Annotated in this window: 15 protein-coding genes and 1 pseudogene; 4 read left to right on the top strand and 12 right to left on the bottom strand. The window is 44.0% G+C overall.

The features are described 5' to 3' along the window. Positions 1–914: MerR family transcriptional regulator (locus G9U52_RS09920; RefSeq protein ID WP_166148876.1), on the bottom strand; the 914-nt coding region annotated here is incomplete at its 3' end. A 389-nt stretch (positions 915–1303) separates the two neighbouring features. Here G9U52_RS09920 and G9U52_RS41640 point away from each other — a divergent pair. Together G9U52_RS41640 and G9U52_RS09930 are read left to right on the top strand one after the other, a co-directional pair. Then, positions 1304–1537 (top strand): transposase, encoded by a 234-nt coding sequence (locus G9U52_RS41640; RefSeq protein ID WP_166149488.1) that lies wholly within the window; start codon positions 1304–1306, stop codon positions 1535–1537. Beyond that, on the top strand, positions 1518–1916 hold the full coding sequence (locus G9U52_RS09930; RefSeq protein WP_166148878.1) for a hypothetical protein: 399 nt from the start codon (positions 1518–1520) through the stop codon (positions 1914–1916). The genes G9U52_RS41640 and G9U52_RS09930 overlap by 20 nt, the downstream gene beginning before the upstream one ends. Before the next feature lie 686 nt (positions 1917–2602). Here the strand turns inward: G9U52_RS09930 and G9U52_RS09935 are convergent. The 4 genes and pseudogenes from G9U52_RS09935 to G9U52_RS39880 all read right to left on the bottom strand — a co-directional run. After that, positions 2603–3067 (bottom strand): cysteine dioxygenase, encoded by a 465-nt coding sequence (locus G9U52_RS09935; protein ID WP_166148880.1) that lies wholly within the window; start codon positions 3065–3067, stop codon positions 2603–2605. 586 nt (positions 3068–3653) lie between these two features. Beyond that, positions 3654–5843 (bottom strand): S-layer homology domain-containing protein, encoded by a 2190-nt coding sequence (locus G9U52_RS09940; protein WP_166148882.1) that lies wholly within the window; start codon positions 5841–5843, stop codon positions 3654–3656. 74 nt (positions 5844–5917) lie between these two features. Next, a complete protein-coding gene (locus G9U52_RS09945; protein ID WP_166148884.1) occupies positions 5918–9400 on the bottom strand; it encodes an immunoglobulin-like domain-containing protein in 3483 nt (1160 codons plus the stop codon). Positions 9401–10039: 639 nt separating this feature from the next. Continuing rightward, positions 10040–10135, bottom strand: a pseudogene (locus G9U52_RS39880) (LuxR C-terminal-related transcriptional regulator); the annotation flags it as partial. A gap of 542 nt (positions 10136–10677) precedes the next feature. Here G9U52_RS39880 and G9U52_RS41645 point away from each other — a divergent pair. Next, positions 10678–12129, top strand: coding sequence for an ice-binding family protein (locus tag G9U52_RS41645; protein ID WP_207952877.1), 1452 nt, complete (start codon positions 10678–10680; stop codon positions 12127–12129). Beyond that, entirely contained in the window at positions 12122–12799 is a 678-nt protein-coding gene (srtD, locus tag G9U52_RS09960; protein WP_311764841.1) for a class D sortase, LPxTATN-specific, read from the top strand. The genes G9U52_RS41645 and srtD overlap by 8 nt, the downstream gene beginning before the upstream one ends. A gap of 205 nt (positions 12800–13004) precedes the next feature. Here the strand turns inward: srtD and G9U52_RS09965 are convergent, their stop codons facing one another. The 7 genes from G9U52_RS09965 to G9U52_RS09995 all read right to left on the bottom strand — a co-directional run bounded on the left by G9U52_RS09965 (position 13005) and on the right by G9U52_RS09995 (position 20840). After that, a complete protein-coding gene (locus G9U52_RS09965; protein WP_076236846.1) occupies positions 13005–13229 on the bottom strand; it encodes a helix-turn-helix domain-containing protein in 225 nt (74 codons plus the stop codon). A 340-nt stretch (positions 13230–13569) separates the two neighbouring features. Continuing rightward, complete coding sequence (locus G9U52_RS09970) at positions 13570–14679, bottom strand: mandelate racemase/muconate lactonizing enzyme family protein (RefSeq protein WP_166148888.1); 1110 nt, start codon at positions 14677–14679, stop codon at positions 13570–13572. A 62-nt stretch (positions 14680–14741) separates the two neighbouring features. Continuing rightward, complete coding sequence (locus G9U52_RS09975; RefSeq protein WP_166148890.1) at positions 14742–17027, bottom strand: AraC family transcriptional regulator; 2286 nt, start codon at positions 17025–17027, stop codon at positions 14742–14744. A 49-nt stretch (positions 17028–17076) separates the two neighbouring features. Continuing rightward, positions 17077–17487, bottom strand: coding sequence for a Rieske (2Fe-2S) protein (locus G9U52_RS09980; protein WP_166148892.1), 411 nt, complete (start codon positions 17485–17487; stop codon positions 17077–17079). Then, positions 17463–18602, bottom strand: coding sequence for an amidohydrolase family protein (locus tag G9U52_RS09985; protein ID WP_243767244.1), 1140 nt, complete (start codon positions 18600–18602; stop codon positions 17463–17465). Before G9U52_RS09985 ends, G9U52_RS09980 begins: the two co-directional genes overlap by 25 nt. A 72-nt stretch (positions 18603–18674) precedes the next feature. Next, positions 18675–19721 carry an amidohydrolase family protein gene (locus G9U52_RS09990; RefSeq protein WP_166148894.1) on the bottom strand — a complete coding sequence of 349 codons (1047 nt, stop codon included), beginning with the start codon at positions 19719–19721 and terminating at the stop codon, positions 18675–18677. A gap of 27 nt (positions 19722–19748) precedes the next feature. Continuing rightward, positions 19749–20840: an amidohydrolase family protein gene (locus G9U52_RS09995; RefSeq protein WP_166148896.1), complete on the bottom strand. Its 1092-nt coding sequence runs from the start codon at positions 20838–20840 to the stop codon at positions 19749–19751. Positions 20841–20848 lie beyond the last annotated feature (8 nt).

The raw sequence follows: 20848 nt of genomic DNA on the forward strand, positions 1-20848 counted from the left end.
CGCAGCTTCGTTACTTCTTCAGACATACCGTCATACCGTGTGTTCAGTAATTCTGCTGTCGTCGTTAATTCACTTTTGATGTCTTGTTCAATAATTTCCGTTACATTTTCTGTAAGTGCCTGCATCACGCTTCGCAGCTTCGTTACTTCTTCAGACATACCGTCATACCGTGTGTTCAGTAATTCTGCTGTCGTCGTTAATTCACTTTTGATGTCTTGTTCAATAATTTCCGTTACATTTTCTGTAAGTGCCTGCATCATATTACCTAGTTCTATCACTTTTACAGATACACCATCGTATCGTGTGTCCAGGGATTCTGCAATGGCAATTAATTCACTTTTGATGTCTTGTTCAATAATTTCGGATACGGTTTCTGTAAGTGTCTGCATGACATTACGCAGTTCCGCGACTTCTTCAGACACACCCTCATATTTTAACTGAATGTTTGAGCTATCAATAATCGGCGACAAAAGTGTGCCGTAATCCTTAGACGCAATAGTAACCTTTTGAACGATATCCTGCAAATGGTCTTTTACATCCTTGGGTTGTCTGTTCGTTTCTAATTTTTGTTTGAGTAACTGGACAACATTACGTAATTCCATCGTCTCTTTACTTAACTGAATGTTTAAGTTATGAACATTAGGTGATACAGGCTTTTCGTTTTCACTAATCTTGATAAGAGCCTTCTGGCGTATTTCCTGTAAATGATCCTTTATATGCTTAATTGATTTATTGGCATCCCTCATCTTGGAAATAATCTCAAAAATTTCTACGGCTCCTTCTGTATACCTGAGAGAACCATTAGTAACTATAGTCGGAAGAAATTCGCGATATTGGTTTGACCAATCAGTGACAGTAGTACGCATTTTTCCAAGTTTATGAGCGATCTCAATAAGCTTATAAGTTTTTTTCATTGTAAATTTCTTCATCCTTTCTTCTTCAAATAATTTTTATTCGTCCATTAGGCTATAGCTGTTTCATTTTATTCAGGACACTTTATAAATGACAACGAAAGAGGAAAATAACACTTTATTTCCGGGTAAATATTAATAACAGGCGAGGTAACACCGTTTCCGATACAATTCTCCTTCGTTGATGGTAGTAATACGCCTAAAACCAAAAAGTCCATTAAAGCAATCTCCATAAATTGTGATTTCCCCAAGCTTACATGCGGAGCCTTCGTTCACTTCCATCTTAAATAAAGAACGGCTCGCTTCTCAGCCCACCTTATCCCGCTTTCATGCGAAATCTAATGATGAAACCATCAAATATTTAGAAGATATGATGGAAGCCTTGCAATTTCATCTTCGATGTAGACTCCTCGGGATTTACGGCTTCTGGGAAACAAAAAAGAGCCTTATATAATGCGCACTACGGGCAAAATGGCTTGCATCCGTTGTTTTGCTTCGTTGGTTTAATTGGGGACTGCCTGAAAACTGAACTGCGTGTTCTTGACATCTGTAATTTATTTTGTTACAGTTGTATCAACTTAACAACGAAAAGAGGCCTGGTGCAAGATGGTTTATTACAATTCTGATCAAGGACAGGTTTCATGGAATGAAGAGCTACAAGCGGTAAAGGTTGAGTGGAAAGGCTTTGCTGATGGTGAAGAGCTTCAAAGAATCATGCTCAAGGCAATTGAGCTTTTAGCTACAAGAAAATCCGGGAAACTATTAATGGATTCTAGCAAAGCATCTGTTGTCAAGGCTGAAGACCGGGCTTGGATTGCTCAAGAATTTGTTACAAAAGCTTATGATGCAGGACTTAGGTTTATGGCAATGACTATACCGGAAAAGACAGTGGCCAAATTGAGCTTAGGCAGGATAGTTAGCAATTTTGACGACCTTCCCTATAAGGCCAAGAACTTCAGTGAAATTACCGAAGCTACTGAATGGCTTTCGGTTTCATCCTTATGATTGAAGAAGTATATATAATCCTATATTCACAGCATAACAAGCAATCATCAAAAACCTTGTAGGATCAATCTTATATAAAGATGGCTCAAACAAGAAGGAGCCTTACATAATGCGCACTACGGGCAAAATGGCTTTCATCCGTTGTTTTGCTTCGTTGGTTGAAGTGGGACTGCCTGAAAGCTGAACTGCGGCCAGGCAATGTGTACACATCCTGTGATGCAGCTTCCTTTATGCTGCCAACCCTTGGTCTGTAAGAAAGATCATATAAACAAATCCGTGGGAGCGAGTCTCCCGCGGATTTGTTTATGGCTTGCCAGTGCTCCACAGATATCTGTATATTGCATCAACAGTCAGGGGGAAGATTAATCCAACAAGTTGGCCAAGGAGGCCATTCAGAATAACAACAACACGCTCCAGTTGCTTTGAAACGCCCAAGATCAGGATATCCTTATGATAAAAATTTAGGAGAACCTGGACAATACCGTTTTCCTCAGATGTTTCTTCATAGAAATATCTTGTTGCTTTCGGTTTTTTTATAGCCGATCTTGAAAGGGGGGAATAGAGATTGGAACGTGTACAATCCCAAGAGGATGCCGCCATGAAAGACAAACGGAAACGGTACGGGGTACGTTAACGCCATGTATACCCAGGAAACCTCATTTACCAGTCCTTTCTGCTGGGCCTCTTTATTTATCCAATTGATAAACTTTCGTATTTTGAAGGGGAGGAGAATAGGCGTTTATCAGAATTAGCGGATCACTGTAAGAATTAACAATTTGATGAATCATGCCACGCGAGTAAAAACAAAGTTGCCCCTCTCTAAATTGATATTCGGCTTTTTCTATAGCTAAATTCTCAGTCTGAGCCTTAAAAACACAGTTTCTTAATCTCCCCTTAACAACTAATCCAGCCCCAATTGAATCTCCGTGGTCGTGAATCGAAGTCACGCAATGTGAAGGAAGCATAATCACGATTATTTCCGTATGCTCACACTGATAGATCACGTTCCTCCCGTATGCATTCTGCTCTGGCTCCTTCACATAAGGAGTTATCCTTTGATCGATATTTACTATTTCTTTAAGTACGTTACCTAATTCAACTACATTAGGCTGAATCAGCCGACCTAACCGTTCTTCTAAATGAGTTAGCAACTTAACCCAGCTCCCTTTACAACACTAAGTATGTTGGGCGTCAAGTGGTTTCAATCAATGTGCCCATATTATAATATATTGCGTAGGTAAAGATGTGTGATTAGTTTAGTCATACCCATCCATCAAAGCGCTTGGAATCGGCCAAATTGAAGAGCAGCTTAACTAGCAAGCACAACCAGCCGCTTCCATTCAAGGGGAAAATGAGACAGATCAAGAAGTGTTGGCTATCGCCAAACTTGAGGAATCAGAGCTCGATGAGATCAACAATGCAGATTAGACCCATTTGTTATTGGCTTTTCGAATCGGATGTCTTATTTTTTTAAGTACCTCACAATCTAATTCCAAAAGATCACAACAGGAATCTTGTGACCTTAATTGGTAAGCAAAAAAGGACAATAAACCAAATAGCAAGCCCTATCAACCGATAGGAGCTTGCTTTTTGGCGGTATACTTGCTTCTTCTAAGATGATAATCACATAACCATTTTGAATACATGTGTACTTGCCACCTTATCGGCTTTAGACACCATTTCATTCTCGATGCAACCGGCAGCAACCTATCCTTTAGGACAGTACTTTATATTACATTATTGTTTTAAAGATAATGCCCTTAAGATAACAGTTGCTGCTTCCGCACGAGTTGTTTTCCCTTTTGGTTTCAATGTACCATCTTCAAAACCATCTAATAATCCTTTTGAAGTGGTTATAGCTATAGCAGCTTTTGCCCAATCGGAAACGTCCGAGCTATCTGCGTAAGCCTTACCGTCGGCAACCCATTCCATTTTATTGACACCCACAATTAGAACAGCCATCTGCTCACGGGTAATAAGGTCGTCAGGACCAAAAGTCGTATCGCTGTAACCGGAAATAATTCCATGCATTGCAGCTGTGGAGATTGAATTTTGTGCCCAATGATTATCGGTATCCGCAAAGACCTTTCCATCTTTTGGTGGGAGATTAAAAGCTTTAACGATGACCGAAATGAATTCAGCACGGGTAATGTTAGTTGCCGGCTTAAATGTTCCATCAGGATATCCTTTTATAGCCCCCAACTGAATCAGATCTTGAATACTTTTTTCCGCCCAATGCCCCTTTACGTCTGAAAAATCTACAGAACCGGGTGCAGAGGCCTCTATTTTGACTGTAGCTAAGACAGCAAATTTAGTAAAATGATTGACGGATCCGCTTACCTTTGAATTCGCTTTATCGACCTGGGTGTTGTCCAACTGAACCCATTGGTTTGTTTGTTCATTCAACCAGTATATGGCAACCGGTGTTTTATCCAAATCGATGGCAGTTTTGTCAAACGGCAATGTAATAGATACTGATTTGCTAAATTCGCCAAATTCATCTTTTTTAATCTCATAGACATCACTTACAAGTTTTAGCAAAGTAGCTGTAGGCAAAGTAGCCATATTAGTAACTTTTTCTACTGTCACCCTAATATCACTTGTAATTGCCCCGACCGGAATGACAATTACAGCTCCATTTTGGTTAACAGTACCACCATTGGATAAAATGATATCTGTGTTTATTACAGGACTGCCTCCACCGCTGCTACTACCATAACTGCTTTTGGGAGTCGTTGGTGCTGGCGTATAGCTGGCAAATTTAGTGAAATGCTTCGTCCATATAACTTGGTCGCTATCAACATCAATTTTCCCTTCACCCCCTGCCACTAGTTCTCTATCCGCAGCATCTTGCGTATCTGCACTTATTATTTCAGTAATAGGTGTAAACACGTTACCTTTTATATAGCCCACCGCTTTTCCTGCTTGGTTTGGAATAAGAAGCCGTACTGCTTTATCAAAAATTAAAGTAACATCAGGTGATCCAACTTCAATAACTGCGCTAACCTCTCCACCAGCTACAGATAAGCTACTATTGCTCTTAACCTCCGGGAGTTTAATGATATTATCCCAGCTTGACGGAGCTGTAATTTGGGTGCCGGCAGGAATTGAAACCCTAACTATCCCCAATGAAGTAACAACATTCACTTCTATTTGCGGAAGCGTGGCATGTTTTGTTGTTCCTATAGTAACAGTCGTGACTTGCATGGTCGCATTCGTGGAACCTGCTGGTACAGAAATGCTTAGTGGCTCCGTAGATACTTGAATTGGCACATTTGGGACTACGATTTGAAGAGCTGGTTTTTTTATGATAAGACTGTAGGTTTTTTGGGTTGTTCCATCTTGAGCCGTTACTTCTACCAAGACGGTATTGGAACCCTCTATTAGATTAATTTGTTTAGTGGACGTTTCTTCACTATTAATTGTAATGGTTGCCTCAGCATCATCTGCAGTTGCCGAAACTGTGATACTTGTAACACTGTTTCCTACACTAGTCGTATATTCCTGTTTATCGGCAGAAAAGTCTATCGATGCTTCTTCACTTAACTGTAAAGCTTTCAAGTTCGCATTCGTTCTTACAACTGCCGCTGTTGTCACCGCAAACTCGTCTGTAATCACGTCAGCTCCCTTACCCGCTACGACCGTGTAGTTACCTAAATCGGCATCTACTGGCAGCTTGAAGCTTGTAGTGTAGCCCCCATTAATAGGAACTGCAACATCGTAATATAAAATGGTAGTATCAGGACGGATCGTTTTAATAATAACTTCATTCAAACTGGTTGTGCCCGATATAGTAACCGTATCGCCAGGTTTTTTTGTAGGAATATCTGTTAAAGTAACATTCACCGATGCAGCTATAATATTTAATGGCATTAAAGTAAGTAGTAGTGCCATAATTGTTGCGATACTAAATAATCGTATCTTCACTGGATATCCTCACTTTCATGTTGGAAATCGAACCCGGCAAACCCGGGCCCGAATCTACTAATAAATGGTGTTAACTATTCTAAAGTTATGGCTTTAGCTAATTGGTTACCAACATCTGTAAAGCTATTGCTGTAACTATCCACTACAAATACGTCAACCTTGTAGTCCGAGCCTGTGACATTAAAGTACGCAGTTAGAGCTTCAGAAAATTGAATGTCTGTCTCCAAAGCAACGATACTAACTGGCATCTCACCCTTCATCAATTGAAAGATGACCACTTCATTGCCGGTGTGAACATTTGAACCCATACTATTACTTGTCACCGTTACTGTAGCCTTAATTCCGCCAGTGTTGCTAAGCGTTCCTCCACTAATGATGAAAGGTTGAGGAACAGGAGTTAATATTATCGTAACGCTTGAAGGATTCGAAACATTACCCACAGCGTCCACAGCATATACTTTATATTCCCCTATGGTTAAACCTGTCGTTGAAAGGCTTATATCTGTGTTAGCTGTACTTACCGTTTCCCTTATTGCCGTACCTGCTGTAAACAGCGCATCAAGAGAAGCTTTATTCGTTACAGTAGCTGAAGCAGATACCAGATAAAGCGTCCCCACTTCGTTGCTTTGTACCCCTGTGATCTCAGTACCGACAGCGAATGTTGTCACATTCGTCATTGTGACAATTGGTGCTATTAGGTCTGTAACTATGACGTCTGGTGCTGCCACGACGATCAACGCAAACGTTTTTGTAACAGTTTCTGTACCTTTGGTGATTGTCGCTGTTAAGGTTACCGTCGCATTGCCAGCTCCATGTACAGGACGGGTTACCGTACCTGTCGTAGTAATAAGGTCTGTGTTATCGGATACCCATGCAATTGCGGTTCCGTTTGTTCCTGTTGTTGGAAACGTTACATTTTGAGTTACGCTCGATACCGTATCACTACCGCTAAAAGTAATTACCAATACCGATTTTGCTCCGTCTACCGCTTGTGCATCCGAGATCTGTACATCAATATCTATAATGAATGAGAACATTCGTGTATGGCCTGCAAGGTCTTCCACCTGCAAAAAGTAAGTGCCACTGTCGCTAATCGGTTGGCCCAAAGTGTAACCCTCGACGATCTGGTTATCCTTCCTCAAGCTCACCCAGCCAATATTGGTGTCTGGACTGGTAGGCGTTACACTGCTATTGTAGCGTTGCCCAGCCGTTACCCCATTCACAACAGGATTCGTCCGATCAATCCCAAAGTGCAATGTTGTGACATTGCCTGTGTGATCCGTGACCACCAACACATACATGCCTTCATCGAAAATCAACTGCCCCAAGGCGTAATCGGCTACCGCCACACCATCCTTTGTCAAGCTCACGGTGTTTATATCGGTAGCTGCGCTATCCAGTCTAATTCGATCATTAAACCAGTGCCCATCCGGCACCTCAAAGGCGCCATCATACATGGTATCAATTATGATGGGAGCAGCCCTGTCGCCAATCGTAAAATGAACAATTGTCGTATTGCCTCTGTGATTCATGACAACCAGCACATACGCCCCGCTATCGCTAATTGTCTGGCCCAACGTGTAACCTGCTACCGCCACACCATCCCTCGTCAAGCTGACCGTTTCTATATCATTGTCTGGGCTGGCCGGTGTTACACTTGTGTCTGTAAGTTGCCCGTCCGTTACCCCACCCACAACAGGCGCATTACTCTCTATCGTGAATGGAACCGTTGCCGCATTGCCCGCATGGTCCGTGACCACCAGCACATACGTCCCACTATCCCTAATCACTTTGCCTAAGGTGTAACCCGCTACCGCCACGCCGTCCTTCGTCAAGCTAACCGTTTCTATATCAGTAGCTGTGCTGGTCGGTGTTATACTGGTGTTGGAGAGTTGCCCAGGCGTCACCCCGTTTATATCGGGTGCAACCCTTTCAATAGTGAATGAGAACATTCGTGAATTACCTGCAAGGTCTTGCACTTGAAAGAAGTAAGTGCCGCTGTCGCTAATCGGCTGGCCCAAAGTGTAACCCTCGACGCTCTGGTTATCCTTCCTCAAGCTCACCCAGTCAATATTGGTGTCTGGGCTGGTCGGTGTTACACCGCTATTGTAGCGTTGCCCAGGTGTTACCCCATTTATAACAGGATTCGTCCGATCAATAGCAAAGTGCAATGTCGTGGCATTGCCTGCATAGTCCGTGACCACTAACACATACATGCCTTCATCGAAAATCAACTGCCCCAAGGTGTAATCGGCTACCGAAGCACCATCCTTTGTCAAGCTCACGGTGTTTATATCGGTAGCTGCGCTATCCAGTCTAACTCGATCTTTAAACCAGTGCCCATCCGGCACCTCAAAGGCGCCATCATACATGGTATCAATTATGATGGGAGCAGCCCTGTCGCCAATCGTAAAATGAACAATTGTCGTATTGCCTCTGTGATTCATGACAACCAGCACATACGCCCCGCTATCGCTAATTGTCTGGCCCAGCATGTAACCCGCTACCGCCACACCATCCCTCGTCAAGCTGACCGTTTCTATATCATTGTCTGGACTGGCCGGTGTTACACTTGTGTCTGTAAGTTGCCCGTCCGTTACCCCACCCACAACAGGCGCATTACTCTCTATCGTGAATGGAACCGTTGCCGCATTGCCCGCATGGTCCGTGACCACCAGCACATACGTCCCACTATCCCTAATCACTTTGCCTAAGGTGTAACCCGCTACCGCCACGCCGTCCTTCGTCAAGCTAACCGTTTCTATATCAGTAGCTGTGCTGGTCGGTGTTATACTGGTGTTGGAGAGTTGCCCAGGCGTCACCCCGTTTATGTCGGGTGCAACCCTTTCAATAGTGAATGAGAACATTCGTGAATTACCTGCAAGGTCTTGCACTTGAAAGAAGTAAGTGCCGCTGTCGCTAATCGGCTGGCCCAAAGTGTAACCCTCGACGCTCTGGTTATCCTTCCTCAAGCTCACCCAGTCAATATTGGTGTCTGGGCTGGTCGGTGTTACACTGCTATTGTAGCGTTGCCCAGGCGTTACCCCATTTATAACAGGATTCGTCCGATCGATAGCAAAGTGCAATGTTGTTACATTGCCTGCATAGTCCGTGACCACCAACACATACATGCCTTCATCGAAAATCAACTGCCCCAAGGTGTAATCGGCTACCGAAGCACCATCCTTTGTCAAGCTCACGGTGTTTATATCGGTAGCTGCGCTATCCAGTCTAACTCGATCTTTAAACCAATGCCCATCCGGCACCTCAAAGGCGCCATCATACATGGTATCAAGTATGATGGGCTTTGATGTATCTGCCACTTCATCTATAAAGGGAATTACTGTGTCCAAGTAGACCGAGTTCGTTACAGTTTTAACAGATGGTGTCTCCTTTGTTCTAATGAGCGGAGGTGAAGTATATGTACGAACCGAGATAGCCTTTTCACTTGCGGCATTTGTGAGCGTCTCTTCTGCGGTTGTCACTATTGGCGACTGAATTCCTAACATGAATGCAGTCAAAGCACATACTTGCATTCGTCCCAGATTATTTTTCATCTTGTTTCTCCTTAAATAAAATTATTAAGTAAGTGATCTATTCACTTCTTTCCATATGAATGCCCAGTGGTTCTTGTATAAACCTTATCAACAAGATACAACCAACAGCGAAAATATTAATATTGATAGCTCTCATCTCATCGGGCAATCCTAGTTATACTTTTCCCATCTGTTCACCTCCTCCCTCATAAAGGATAGGCCAAAAAACACAGAGTCCTATGATACAATTTGTACCATATATAGAGTATAATTCATTATATTAAAAAAGGTTATCATACTATGCTGTCGATTCTTGTATGTAAATAGAATTAATCCTGAATTACAAAAAGCCCATAGTAATGGTAGTAATACCTCTGTGCCTCTATTTTCATGATTACTTTTTTAGACGAAAATGTTAATGCTCGGTTAAAACAAAAAAGTCCATTAAAGCAATCTCCCAAAGGAAAATGTAAAGTGGGCTGACTTGATTCAGAGAAGGCAATATATTGTGCTCTTTCCTAGGTCCATAATCTCCGGTTCCCTCAAAATATGGGGCTAAGCAAACCAAAGAGCCCTCCCCGGCACATTCCTAAAGGAAAGGGCAAAAGAAGGCTTTAAAGGATAAGACTACAATGCTTTAAAACCAGAGCGGCAAACCAGTTAAATTGTGATTTCCCCAAGCTTAATCAGCTCAACAACTGCTTGTGAACGACCTTTTACATTTAGTTTTTGCATGACATTGGAGATGTGGTTTGAAATACACCGTAACTGGCTTGTTACAAATAATGAAATGGCGAAAGCGATCCTTGGAGTTTAAGCTGTTCAGCGAAATGAGGCGAATTTAGTTCGAGTTTGTTCATTTCCACGATAAATCCGTATGTTTTCAGGATATCCAGACCAAGCAAGACAAACTGGTCAGGAAAAACAAATCTCTTACTTGTTACCACTTCATTGCCTAATCCTCCCCTTATTTTAAAAATTCCTAATTATGAATGGGCTTGGATGATTTCATTTTTATCATATTTTGATTATTTAAACCAAGACTCTTGAAGATTCCCATCCTGATACAATTCATATTTTGCTTCCCCCAGCTAATTCTTCTAGAAATCCTTCCCTTAACTTTACAACTTTCTCCCTGTCTCCAAACTCCGAATACAAAGTACAAATAGTTCAAAAGCTGTAAATTAATCTCCTAGTCCTTCAAAATGATATAATTTGATTCGAATCTCATAGAATGGGGGTAATTGGTAGGAGGAGTGTTTTCTCCCAATACATATTGAAGAGGTGTACTTATACTTATGAGATCCAAATACTTTAAATCGACCTCGTACTTACTTATTTTAGTTCTCTCGCTTACCATTTTCGCTTTACCGGTAGGAGCAATAGGCATAGCACCAAATCTTGGAACAGCAAGTGCTTATGGTATTTTAGGTGCAACCACTACAGTTACAGGTCAAACCTACGTAACAGGCAGTCTGGGAAGCGGCGGCGCAACAGGAACTGCGGTAGTTACCGGCTCCAATGATATAGCTAATACAGCATATACAACAGCGTTTACCAATTTGGGGGCAGCCATTACCCATGCAGGCTCACAACAAGCTGATTTTACCGGGGTAGCATCTGATCTTGGGGGTCAAACACTATCACCGGGGGTACATAACTTTACTGGTGCTGTTACAATTGGATCTAATACGACACTTAGTGGCAACGGGGTTTTCATATTCCAAATTGATGGAGCGTTTTCTACGGCAGCAAGCACGGTAACTCAATTAACATATGGGGCTCAATCCTGCAATATCTTTTGGGTAGTCAATGTCGCTACCATTGGGGCGAACAGCACCCTTGAGGGAACCTTGATGAGTAAATCCGCTATCACAATCGGTGCTGGCTCGGTAACTAATGGCAGAGTTTTGGCACAGACCGCAGTTACAGCTAATGCTGCGAGTACTAGCATTAACGTCCCGGGAGCATGTGCTGCTTTAGTCATACCACCAGTGATTGTACCACCAACAGTAACTTCACCATCAACGACTTCACCATCAACGACTTCACCATCGACAACTTCACCATCGACAACTTCACCATCAACGACTTCACCATCAACGACTTCACCATCAACGACTTCACCATCGACAACTTCACCATCGACAACTTCACCATCGACAACTTCACCATCGACAACTTCACCATCGACAACTGAACTACCAACAACTTCACTACCAATAACTGAACTACCAACAACTGCACTACCAACAACTGAACCACCTGCAACTGAACCACCAACAACTGAACCGCCAACAACTGAACCACCTGCAACTGAACCACCAGTACCATCAGTACCACGAGTACCAACTGTTCCATTCACAGAAGTTTGTACCTCTCCCTCAGTCAGCGTATTACTGAACTCCAAAGGGGACATCACTATTCATGCGATCCTACCGAATGATGCAAAAGGAACAGGTACTTGGATTTTCAATCTTGGCGGCAAAATTTACAAAGTACATGGTAGTGAAGATGTAACCTATACTGCTGAAAATGCACCTGTAGGGGCTTATAAAATAGGTGCACAATTTATTCCTGATGATAATGGAGAGATAGTCGATCTAGCATTGTGTACAGTATCTGTACCTACCACTCCAGGGGGAGAACTTCCCAATACGGCTACACCATGGTTTAATCTACTCCTTGTTGGAGCTGTTTTATCAATAATCGGTTTAACGATCAGAGTAAGAAGGAAGACTCATGAATAAAAACGGGTCGTTTCGAAGAAATAAGATTACAGTAACTCATATGCTATCCCTGGGATTATTGATCCTGGGGATTGGTTGTATGATTTGGGCAGGTATCCAAATTCATGAACAGTCTGGATCTGTTGCTGCAGCAGGAAACACCCCTTTGTCAACTGTGCCGCTAACACTAAAGAACGACCAAGTGGAAATTCCCACCCCTGTCCCCTTACCCCTTACTACTTCGGTTGCTCATATCAATGAAATCCTTTATCCCATTAGACCAACAGAAGGAGAACATATAGGGAATCTGACGATTCCAGCAATAGATCAGATTATACCTATCTTTCATGGGACGGATGAGGATGAATTAAAGAGAGGCATAGGTCACTTTGCCAGGAGCGTGATGCCAGGGGAAAATGATAATTCTGTTTTATCGGGGCATAGGGATACTGTTTTTAGGAAATTGGGTAAGTTGAAAATAAAAGATCAGCTTATCGTGCAGACTTCTGCAGGTATATTCACTTATGAGATCAATAAATTTCAAATTGTAGATAAAGACGATACCACCATTATTGTACCAACAGACCATGCAGTATTAACCGTAACTACTTGTTATCCATTTGAATATATTGGAGATGCGCCGAACCGTTATATCCTTACTGCGGATCTGATTAATAGTGAACGTAATTGAAAAGCTAAACTTTAATGATGGTTATCCCTTCGATCTTTGAAGGGATAGCCATCATTTGTACAGCTTTGCAAAACTATCAGTTTGAAATTTCTATAAATTGGATATCAAACCAAAGAGCCCTCCCCGGCACATTCCTAAAGGAAAGGGCAAAAGAAGGCTTTAAAGGATAAGACTACAATGCTTTAAAACCAGAGCGGCAAACCAGTTAAATTGTGATTTCCCCAAGCTTAATCAGCTCAACAACTGCTTGTGAACGACCTTTTACATTTAGTTTTTGCATGACATTGGATATATGATTACGCACCGTTTTCTCGCTTATAAACAGCTGCTGCGCGATATCCTTTGTTGTTTTGTCCTGCACCAACAGTTCGAAAACTTCGCGTTCACGATTGGTTAGCAAAAATTTACTTTTGTGGTCGCTGCCCTTCAAAGGCAAAAATAAATCATTACTGGGTTTCACTTTGTCTAACCTCATTCAATCAATAACACCTTATTATATATGGGTTTGTCCAATATATTTACAACTTCTTTTCACTAGTTTTAACTTGTGAAAATCACTCTTGTTTTTCTCTTTTTGCATCAAATTTGCATCACTTCGACCGTATGAGTTCTGGTTTTGTCCAATTTCGAAGTGAGTACAACGGCACCTTTTGAAGAAAATCAACTATGGACTATATAGAGAAATAAAAGACAGGAGCATAATTTACGCTCCTATCTTTGTACCATGGACATACCTCAGATCAAACACTAGTTTTGGTTTTGATCTCTATTTATAGTTCCAGACGAGTTATTTGGTACATAGCCTTATCCAGCCAATCCTTGCTGATCGTAACTCCCCAACCTGGACCTTTGGGAATCTCTACCCAGCCGTCGATAACCTCAAGCGGAGGAGAAAACAGTCCGTCTGTCCAGCTATTGTTCCATTCAATTGTGTATTCCATAAATCGGCCGGCATTAGGGATTGCGCCTAGCATATGCAGAGTAAATACTGTGACCATGGAAAGATTCGAGGAATGCGGTGTGCATGTCATACCCGCCTCTTCCGCCAGCTTCGCGACTTTCAGGGCTCGGCTTAGTCCCCCTATATAACAGACATCCGGTTGAACAATATCCACAGCCCGCATCGCTATCATACGCTTGAACTGGGCCAGATCGGTATCTTGTTCTCCACCTGTTACTGATAGGCTTAACGCTTGATTCACTTGCTGTGTCCACTCAAGCTCGGGATATGGACATGGCTCCTCATAGTGGCATACGCCATTTTGCTCCAGCATATGCCCAACCTCGATGGCTCTTTCAGGAGAGAAAGCGCTATTGGCATCCACATACAATAAGGTATCCTTGCCGATAGCTTGGCGTACTGCTGGAACAATGGCTTCCGTTCTACCCGGCCACGCGTCAACATCATGCCCAAAGTTATTGCCGACACGAATTTTGAACGCTTTAAAGCCATGAGATTCCTTTAACCGCTTCAATCTTTCGGCTTCCTCCTCGGGAGTAATGGTACGGCTCATGCTAGAGCCGTACACCTCGACTGCTGTTTTTTTTCCGCCTAGAAGCTCGCAAACGCTTTTATTTTGTATTTTTCCATGAAGATCCCACAGAGCTGTGTCAATTCCGCCTACCGCACGGGCTATATAAGACCCGGGAAATTTGTGCTCCCCCTCGATGCACTTCTCTGCAAGTGGGCCAATATCCTCAATACGGCTTACATCCGCTCCCAGTACATAGGGACTGATTTGTTGGTGAAGCACCAAGGCGGCGATATTGGCATGAATATAGGGGGCAGTTTGTCCATAGCCTTCTCTTCCGTCGTCTGTCCGGATTCTAACTATACTGATTTGTTTCGTTGTAAAAGTCTCAATACTGACAATTTTCATTTTGATAGCCCACTTCCCAACCTAGTTTTTCATTCTTTATCTGAACATCCCTAATCTGACCTTTACCTAAACGTAGCTCGATATTGTCCTGGAGTCATGCCAACAATTTTACGGAAAGAACGGATGAAATTTTGTGGGTTTGTATAGTGCAGCTTCAAAGCGATTTCAATAATTTTCAAGTCCGTTGATTGCAGCCACTCCTTGGCCTTTTGCAATCGATATTGGGACAGATAGTCCGCAAAACTGGTTCCCATTTCCCTTGAAAAGACCCTGCTCACATAATGAGGATGGTAATTCACCCTAGCCGCACATGAATCCAAGGTTAGCACTTTATCGTATTCGGTATGAATGATGTTGATGATGTCGTCAGATATTCTTCGATATTGTGTTTCTTCCCGTTCCGTTAAGGACTGAATAACTGGAAAAATGATGTTGTCGCAAAACCAGTTCTCCACTTCCATCCCTGTCTTCAGATGTATCAGCTCGCTAAACAGTGAACGATCTTTGTCATCGATCCAATTCCATGGCAATCCAGAATCTTGCGCGATCCGGACCAGCTCGCTCAACAGCAGCGACAAAGAAATTTCGTACTGGTTATGGCCCATTTTGTTCTCAGTGACTTCCACAATAAACCGGTGCAAGGTATCCCGTGCTTTGCCGGCATCCATGCTTTTGATGGCTTCAACCAATTCCTTCTCTGTTTCCTGTGGATATTGAATGGAGCCACTGGATCTAAGCTGCACATCCTCGATGAACAAAATCACCTCTTGGCCAAGCTGCAGCCTGTATTTCAATGCTTCCAAGCTTTCCTTGAATGCTGCTGAAGCTGCCATAGGTGAGCGAATACCACGGCTCACGCCGATACTGATTTTAATGTGCAAATAGGTGCGTACCGCTTGTTGAACTTGCATCGCAAGCTCGAAAATCCCATCCCTAAATGGGATATCTTCGGTCGATTTGGTGCTGCCTATGAGCACCCCCACCGTATCGTGAATGATCACTGGACCGATCCTTTGCCGCTCATCCACAATTTCCCTCATAATGTTATCGATCGCAAACAATAGCAAATTGCGATCTTGATCTTTGTACCGGGTTCCCTCCAGCGTGTCGATTTCAACAGCCAGTACGAGGGAATGCTCAAAGTCAGTCGGGAGTCCATAAAAGACCAAGCCTTCCTCCATTTCTTTACGCCTCAAGTCACCCTGAAACAGCTTGAAAAAGAAATATTCCTTCAAAAGCTTGATTTGCCCTTCGATTTGATTCCCCATCCTGAATTTGGACTGCATTAGGTGCCGAACACTTAATTCGATGGATTCGAACTCATTCTTATTAAGCAGCGAATCTTCACCAGACTCCGCAATCACCGATGTATACAGCTTTTTGACAGGACGATATATCCGGCGTGAGCCCAGCCAAGCAATAATTAAAGTTAACGCTGAGATTGTCAGGCATGTGACTAGAGTAAACCACCCAATTGCCTTGGAATCCCGGGTTGCCTGCTCAATCGAAACCGTGGATACATACACCCATCCGTTGTAAGGGGACTGGCGGTACGAGATCATCACCTTTTCCTCACCCAGCTCGGCTTCAAAATTACCAATCACTTCCGAATGGCTTTGCAAGAGCTCTGTAATTCGCTTAGTTGACGTATCCTTACCAATCAGATCCTCGCCATCAAGGGCTATGATCCGTTTATCCGCATCCAAAACCATCATGGTTCCAGGCATTACGTTTTTGGTTAATAGCTTACGGATCTCGTGAATCGGTATTTTGCTCACCAAGAAGCCGTACGGATTCGATGAGATGATTGGCATTTTTTTAATCAAATTAACCGTTTGTACCTTAGATAATTCGTCCCCTCCTTCTAACAGGGGCTCTCTGTTAATCGTCCATTGCGAAATGACCGGCATTTGTGCGTAAGCCAGAAGCAGTCCCAAGCTTTCTTCATCGATTCTGTAAAAAAAACCGCTATTATTGATCAACCAATTCTTCTCGATATTGTACAGAAAAACATCAAAGATCCCCAAACCCTGTGCCTGTAGTTTATACAATCCTTCTCTGACCTGTTGAAAATCCTGATAACGCTCTTGCTTCATTTCAAGCTCCATGACAGAAATCGTCAGTGGAGAGTGGATAAATTGGTTAGTCACTGTATCAACGGTTTTCAAAACCTGCTCAACCCGAAATTGCGTTTGCTCAAGAATCCGGTTATTTCCTTCATTAACCTTCTTTTGAATTTCCGTGGAAGCTTTGGAATAAGAGAAAAAGCCAAGCATAAGTACTGGAGTCATGCCTAAAAACAGACTGAATAAAAAAATGTTCACGAGATACTTAGAACGTGTTTTCATAATGGTCTCCGATTATGAGAATGGTCTCATTGGACATTGATCTTCCTGTTTAGATATAAACTACCAATTTCGCGCCTTCAACTTTTACCGTATAAGTCTCCACAGAAGGGGTTTCTTCTGCATCTGCATCTGCTTCAACTGCAACCTCATAAGTCTTAACCAGACATTTATGAGGGTCAAAAATAGATTTACCATTCGTAATATCAAATTCCCACCCATGCCAAGGACAACGCAGAATCTCACCTTCCCGTCCGTACAGGTATTGTCCCGGATTAGACGGTAATGTCATTCCTGTTACCTTTCCTACACATAGTGGAGCGCCTTGATGCGGGCAGCTGTTTTTGAGAGCGGAATAAGTACCATTTACATTGAAAACTCCAACCGAACGACCCTCAAGTAGTAGGATCTTGTTCGTACCAGGTGGTAAATCCGTTGCTACTCCAACCACATGTCTTCCCATACATGCACTTCCTCCTTGCTTTTCGAATTATAAATTGTAGAGCTCACGGGCATTTTCAAAAAGATTCGCCTGTGCATAGCTTCAGGCAGCTTTGGAAATGCGTGTGTGGGAGAATCGAAATCCCAATGCGGATAATCGCTGGAAAACATTAGGATATGCTCGGCATCCATCATTTGCAGCACCTGAAGCAGCTCTTTGTCATCCTCAGGCCGCTCTAAAGGCTGGGAGGATAGGCGAACATGGTCCCGTAAATACTCGCTAGGTCGTCGCTTCACCCATGGAACTTCAAATCGCAGCGCCTTATACTCGGCATTGAGGCGCCACATCAAGGTGGGGAGCCATGAAACCCCACCCTCTGTTAAAACGATCTTGAGGCCAGGAAACCTCTCAAAAACGCCCTCTGTTATAAAGCTGACAAGGTGCGCTTGAAAGCCTAGGGAAAGACAAGTATGCCATTCGATGTAATGAGTGGGATAGCCCGGGGAAGGCTGGATATTAATGCCCATTCCGTCTGTACCCGGATGTATCGCAAAAGGAAAGCCGTTACGTTCACACGCTTCATAAATAGGATAATACTGTCGTTGGCCAAAGGGTGCACGGGCTCCAGAATCGGTCATCACCTGCACAAAGTGAGGGTGCCCTGCCCAGCGTTCGATTTCTCGCGCAGCCGCTTGCGGATCCTGATGATTGATCGTGATCGAACCTTTAAATACACCGTCATGGTTGTAGGCACTCAACCATGTGTCGGCAAGCCAGTCATTGTACGCTGCAGCGATAGCGGTTCCCATATCAGGATCGGGCTGTAAATTACAGAAAGCCCTCGGCAGTAGAATCGCATGTGCATGGCCATATTTATCGATCAATTGCTCCCGTAAGAAATCTGGGTCCGACCCCGTTGGTCCACCCAGAGGGGGCTTTGCATCCAGGCGTGCCCCATGAACCGGATTCCCAAAGAAACCACGCGTACTTCCCTGATACCGGTCCTTCCATGGCTGTGCCATATAGGAACGAATCTCATCCGTGCTTTTGGGCGAAGGATGTACATCACAATCAATGATTCCGTATTTCTTATCTTCTGTCCTCTTCTCCAAGGTTGTTTTTACCTGTTGATTCATTGAATTCCCTACCTCCTAACAAAATAAGGTTTTAACCACAATTTTGAAAGCGGATACAACAGACTTCCTAATCTATAACGAATACCATTGCTTTGCATTCTCGAATAGTACTCTCGCTTCCCATTCGACAGGTAATCGCGGCAGTGAGGAATCGAGTGAAACGAAGTCGCTCTCTGGATAATCGGAGGAAAACATCAGCAAATTGTGAGCCTCCATCATACTCAGAACCTCTAACAAATCCTCGTCACTAGCAGGTCTTTCCAGGGGCTGTGTGGTGAACCGGACATGGTCCCGCAAATATTCCGACGGAGCTTTAGTGATCCAGGGTACCTCCGAACGAAGAGCCTTCCACTCTTGGTCCAGCCTCCATATCAGAGCTGGTAGCCAAGTGACCCCTCCTTCAACAATGACGACCTTAAGCTTCGGGAAGCGCTCAAAAGTACCTTCCGTTAGCATACTGACTAGATGAGACTGCATCGCAAAGCTGAAGCCTGTGATATATTCCGTGTAATGCGAGGGATATCCAATCCAGACCGGCTTGTTGACACCGATAGACTCTCCCCCCGGATGGATCGCTATTGGCAGTCCATTACGCTCAGCCGCTTCGAAAATCGGGTGATACTGCCGTTGCCCGAATGGAGCACGGGCACCGGTATCCATCTGGATCTGAACGAAGTGCGGATGGCTCGCCCAACGGCCAATTTCTTGGGCGGCCGCCAAGGGGTCTCGATGGTTGATGACAATCGAGCCTTTAAACACACCGTCATCATTATATTTGCCCAGCCAGGTATCGGAAAGCCAGCTATTGTATGCTGTCGCTACTGCGCTTGAATAGTCAGGATCATGATCCGCCGTTACATGCGCCTGCGTCATGAGAATGGCACGATAGATGCCCAGACGGTCTATCAGCTGGCTCCTCAGATAATCGGGATCGCTTCCCGCCGCGCCTCCCCCCGGAGGCATTTTATCGAAAGGAGGGTTAGGATTTTTGTAATAAGTGTTTTTGCGCATGCTGAACCGATGCTTCCATGGTTGCTCTAGATAAGCTTTGATCTCATCTGCATGACGCGGACATACATGGACATCGCAATCAATTAATTTCAGTTGGCTGCTGCTCATAGTCATTCTCTCTCCTTCGACTTATGCCTATAAGCGATAGAGTTCACGGGCATTTTCATAATAAATGCGGTTACGCAAGGCTTCGGGCAGCTTCGGGAACGCAAGCCTTGGACTGTCGAAATCCCAATGCGGATAATCGCTTGAGAACATCAGGATGTGCTCGGCATCCATGAGCTGGAGCATTTTCAGCAGATGCCGATCCGAGGGCCGTTCAATCGGCTGCGAGGTGACGCGCACATGGTCACGCACATACTCGCTTGGCTTTTTACTCAGCCACGGAAGCTCCTTCTTGAAGCGCTCGTACTGCGTATCGAGCCTCCAGAGCAAAGTCGGAAGCCAAGCTACACCGCCTTCCACTAATACAACCTTCAGACCTGGGAAGCGTTCGAACACGCCTTCAACCAACATACTAACAAGATGTGTCTGATAGGACAGCACATGTAAAGTGCTCCACTCGATATAATGTGTCGGGTACCCCGATGAAGGAATCGAGGTGATGCCGGTTCCGTCCGCACCCGCATGCATAGCGAATGGTAATCCGAGCCGTTCGCATGCCTCATAAATAGGATCAAACTGCCGCTGCCCATATGCAGCTGCGGCTGCGGAATCGGTTACTATCTGCACGAAGTGCGGGTGGCCCACCCAACGTTCGATTTCCCGTACAGCCCCGAGCGGGTCTTGAGTCGATACACAGATCGATCCCTTAAATACATGGTCGTGGTTATATGCCTTGAGCCAGGTTTCAGCTATCCAATCGTTCCATGCTGCCGTAAGAGCGGTTGCAAACTCCGGGTTCGGAAGCGGATTCGTAAACGGGCGTTGAATCAAAATCAGGTGATTCATCCCGTATTCGTCCACTAGCTGCTTTCGCAAAAAATCAGGGTCCGAGCCAACAGGCAATCCGCTTGGCGGGTGGGCATCTGTCCGGTTGACGTAGGTTGGATGCGCATACAAATCCCGTCCGCTCATCGCAAAGCGGTCTTGCCACTTAGCTGCCATATGCTTACGAATTTGATCGGGATGCTGCGGGGAAACATGGACATCACAATCGATCAATTTTTGCTTCTTTACAAAAGCCGTCTTTGAAATGCCAGGCTCCGGAGCTGTGTCTTGAATCATACCCATAC

Origin of the sequence: Paenibacillus agricola, from assembly GCF_011440305.1 — a bacterium.
In the GTDB taxonomy this organism is placed as follows: Bacteria; Bacillota; Bacilli; order Paenibacillales; family NBRC-103111; genus Paenibacillus_S; species Paenibacillus_S agricola.

Excerpts from the sequence above, each read along its gene's own strand:
- G9U52_RS09930 (WP_166148878.1), top strand. The coding sequence starts at position 1,518 with ATGGTTTATTACAATTCTGATCAAGGACAGGTTTCATGGAATGAAGAG.
- G9U52_RS09945 (WP_166148884.1), bottom strand. The coding sequence starts at position 9,400 with ATGAAAAATAATCTGGGACGAATGCAAGTATGTGCTTTGACTGCATTC.
- G9U52_RS41645 (WP_207952877.1), top strand. The coding sequence starts at position 10,678 with ATGAGATCCAAATACTTTAAATCGACCTCGTACTTACTTATTTTAGTT.
- srtD (WP_311764841.1), top strand. The coding sequence starts at position 12,122 with ATGAATAAAAACGGGTCGTTTCGAAGAAATAAGATTACAGTAACTCAT.
- G9U52_RS09970 (WP_166148888.1), bottom strand. The coding sequence starts at position 14,679 with ATGAAAATTGTCAGTATTGAGACTTTTACAACGAAACAAATCAGTATA.
- G9U52_RS09975 (WP_166148890.1), bottom strand. The coding sequence starts at position 17,027 with ATGAAAACACGTTCTAAGTATCTCGTGAACATTTTTTTATTCAGTCTG.
- G9U52_RS09980 (WP_166148892.1), bottom strand. The coding sequence starts at position 17,487 with ATGGGAAGACATGTGGTTGGAGTAGCAACGGATTTACCACCTGGTACG.
- G9U52_RS09985 (WP_243767244.1), bottom strand. The coding sequence starts at position 18,602 with ATGAATCAACAGGTAAAAACAACCTTGGAGAAGAGGACAGAAGATAAG.
- G9U52_RS09990 (WP_166148894.1), bottom strand. The coding sequence starts at position 19,721 with ATGAGCAGCAGCCAACTGAAATTAATTGATTGCGATGTCCATGTATGT.
- G9U52_RS09995 (WP_166148896.1), bottom strand. The coding sequence starts at position 20,840 with ATGATTCAAGACACAGCTCCGGAGCCTGGCATTTCAAAGACGGCTTTT.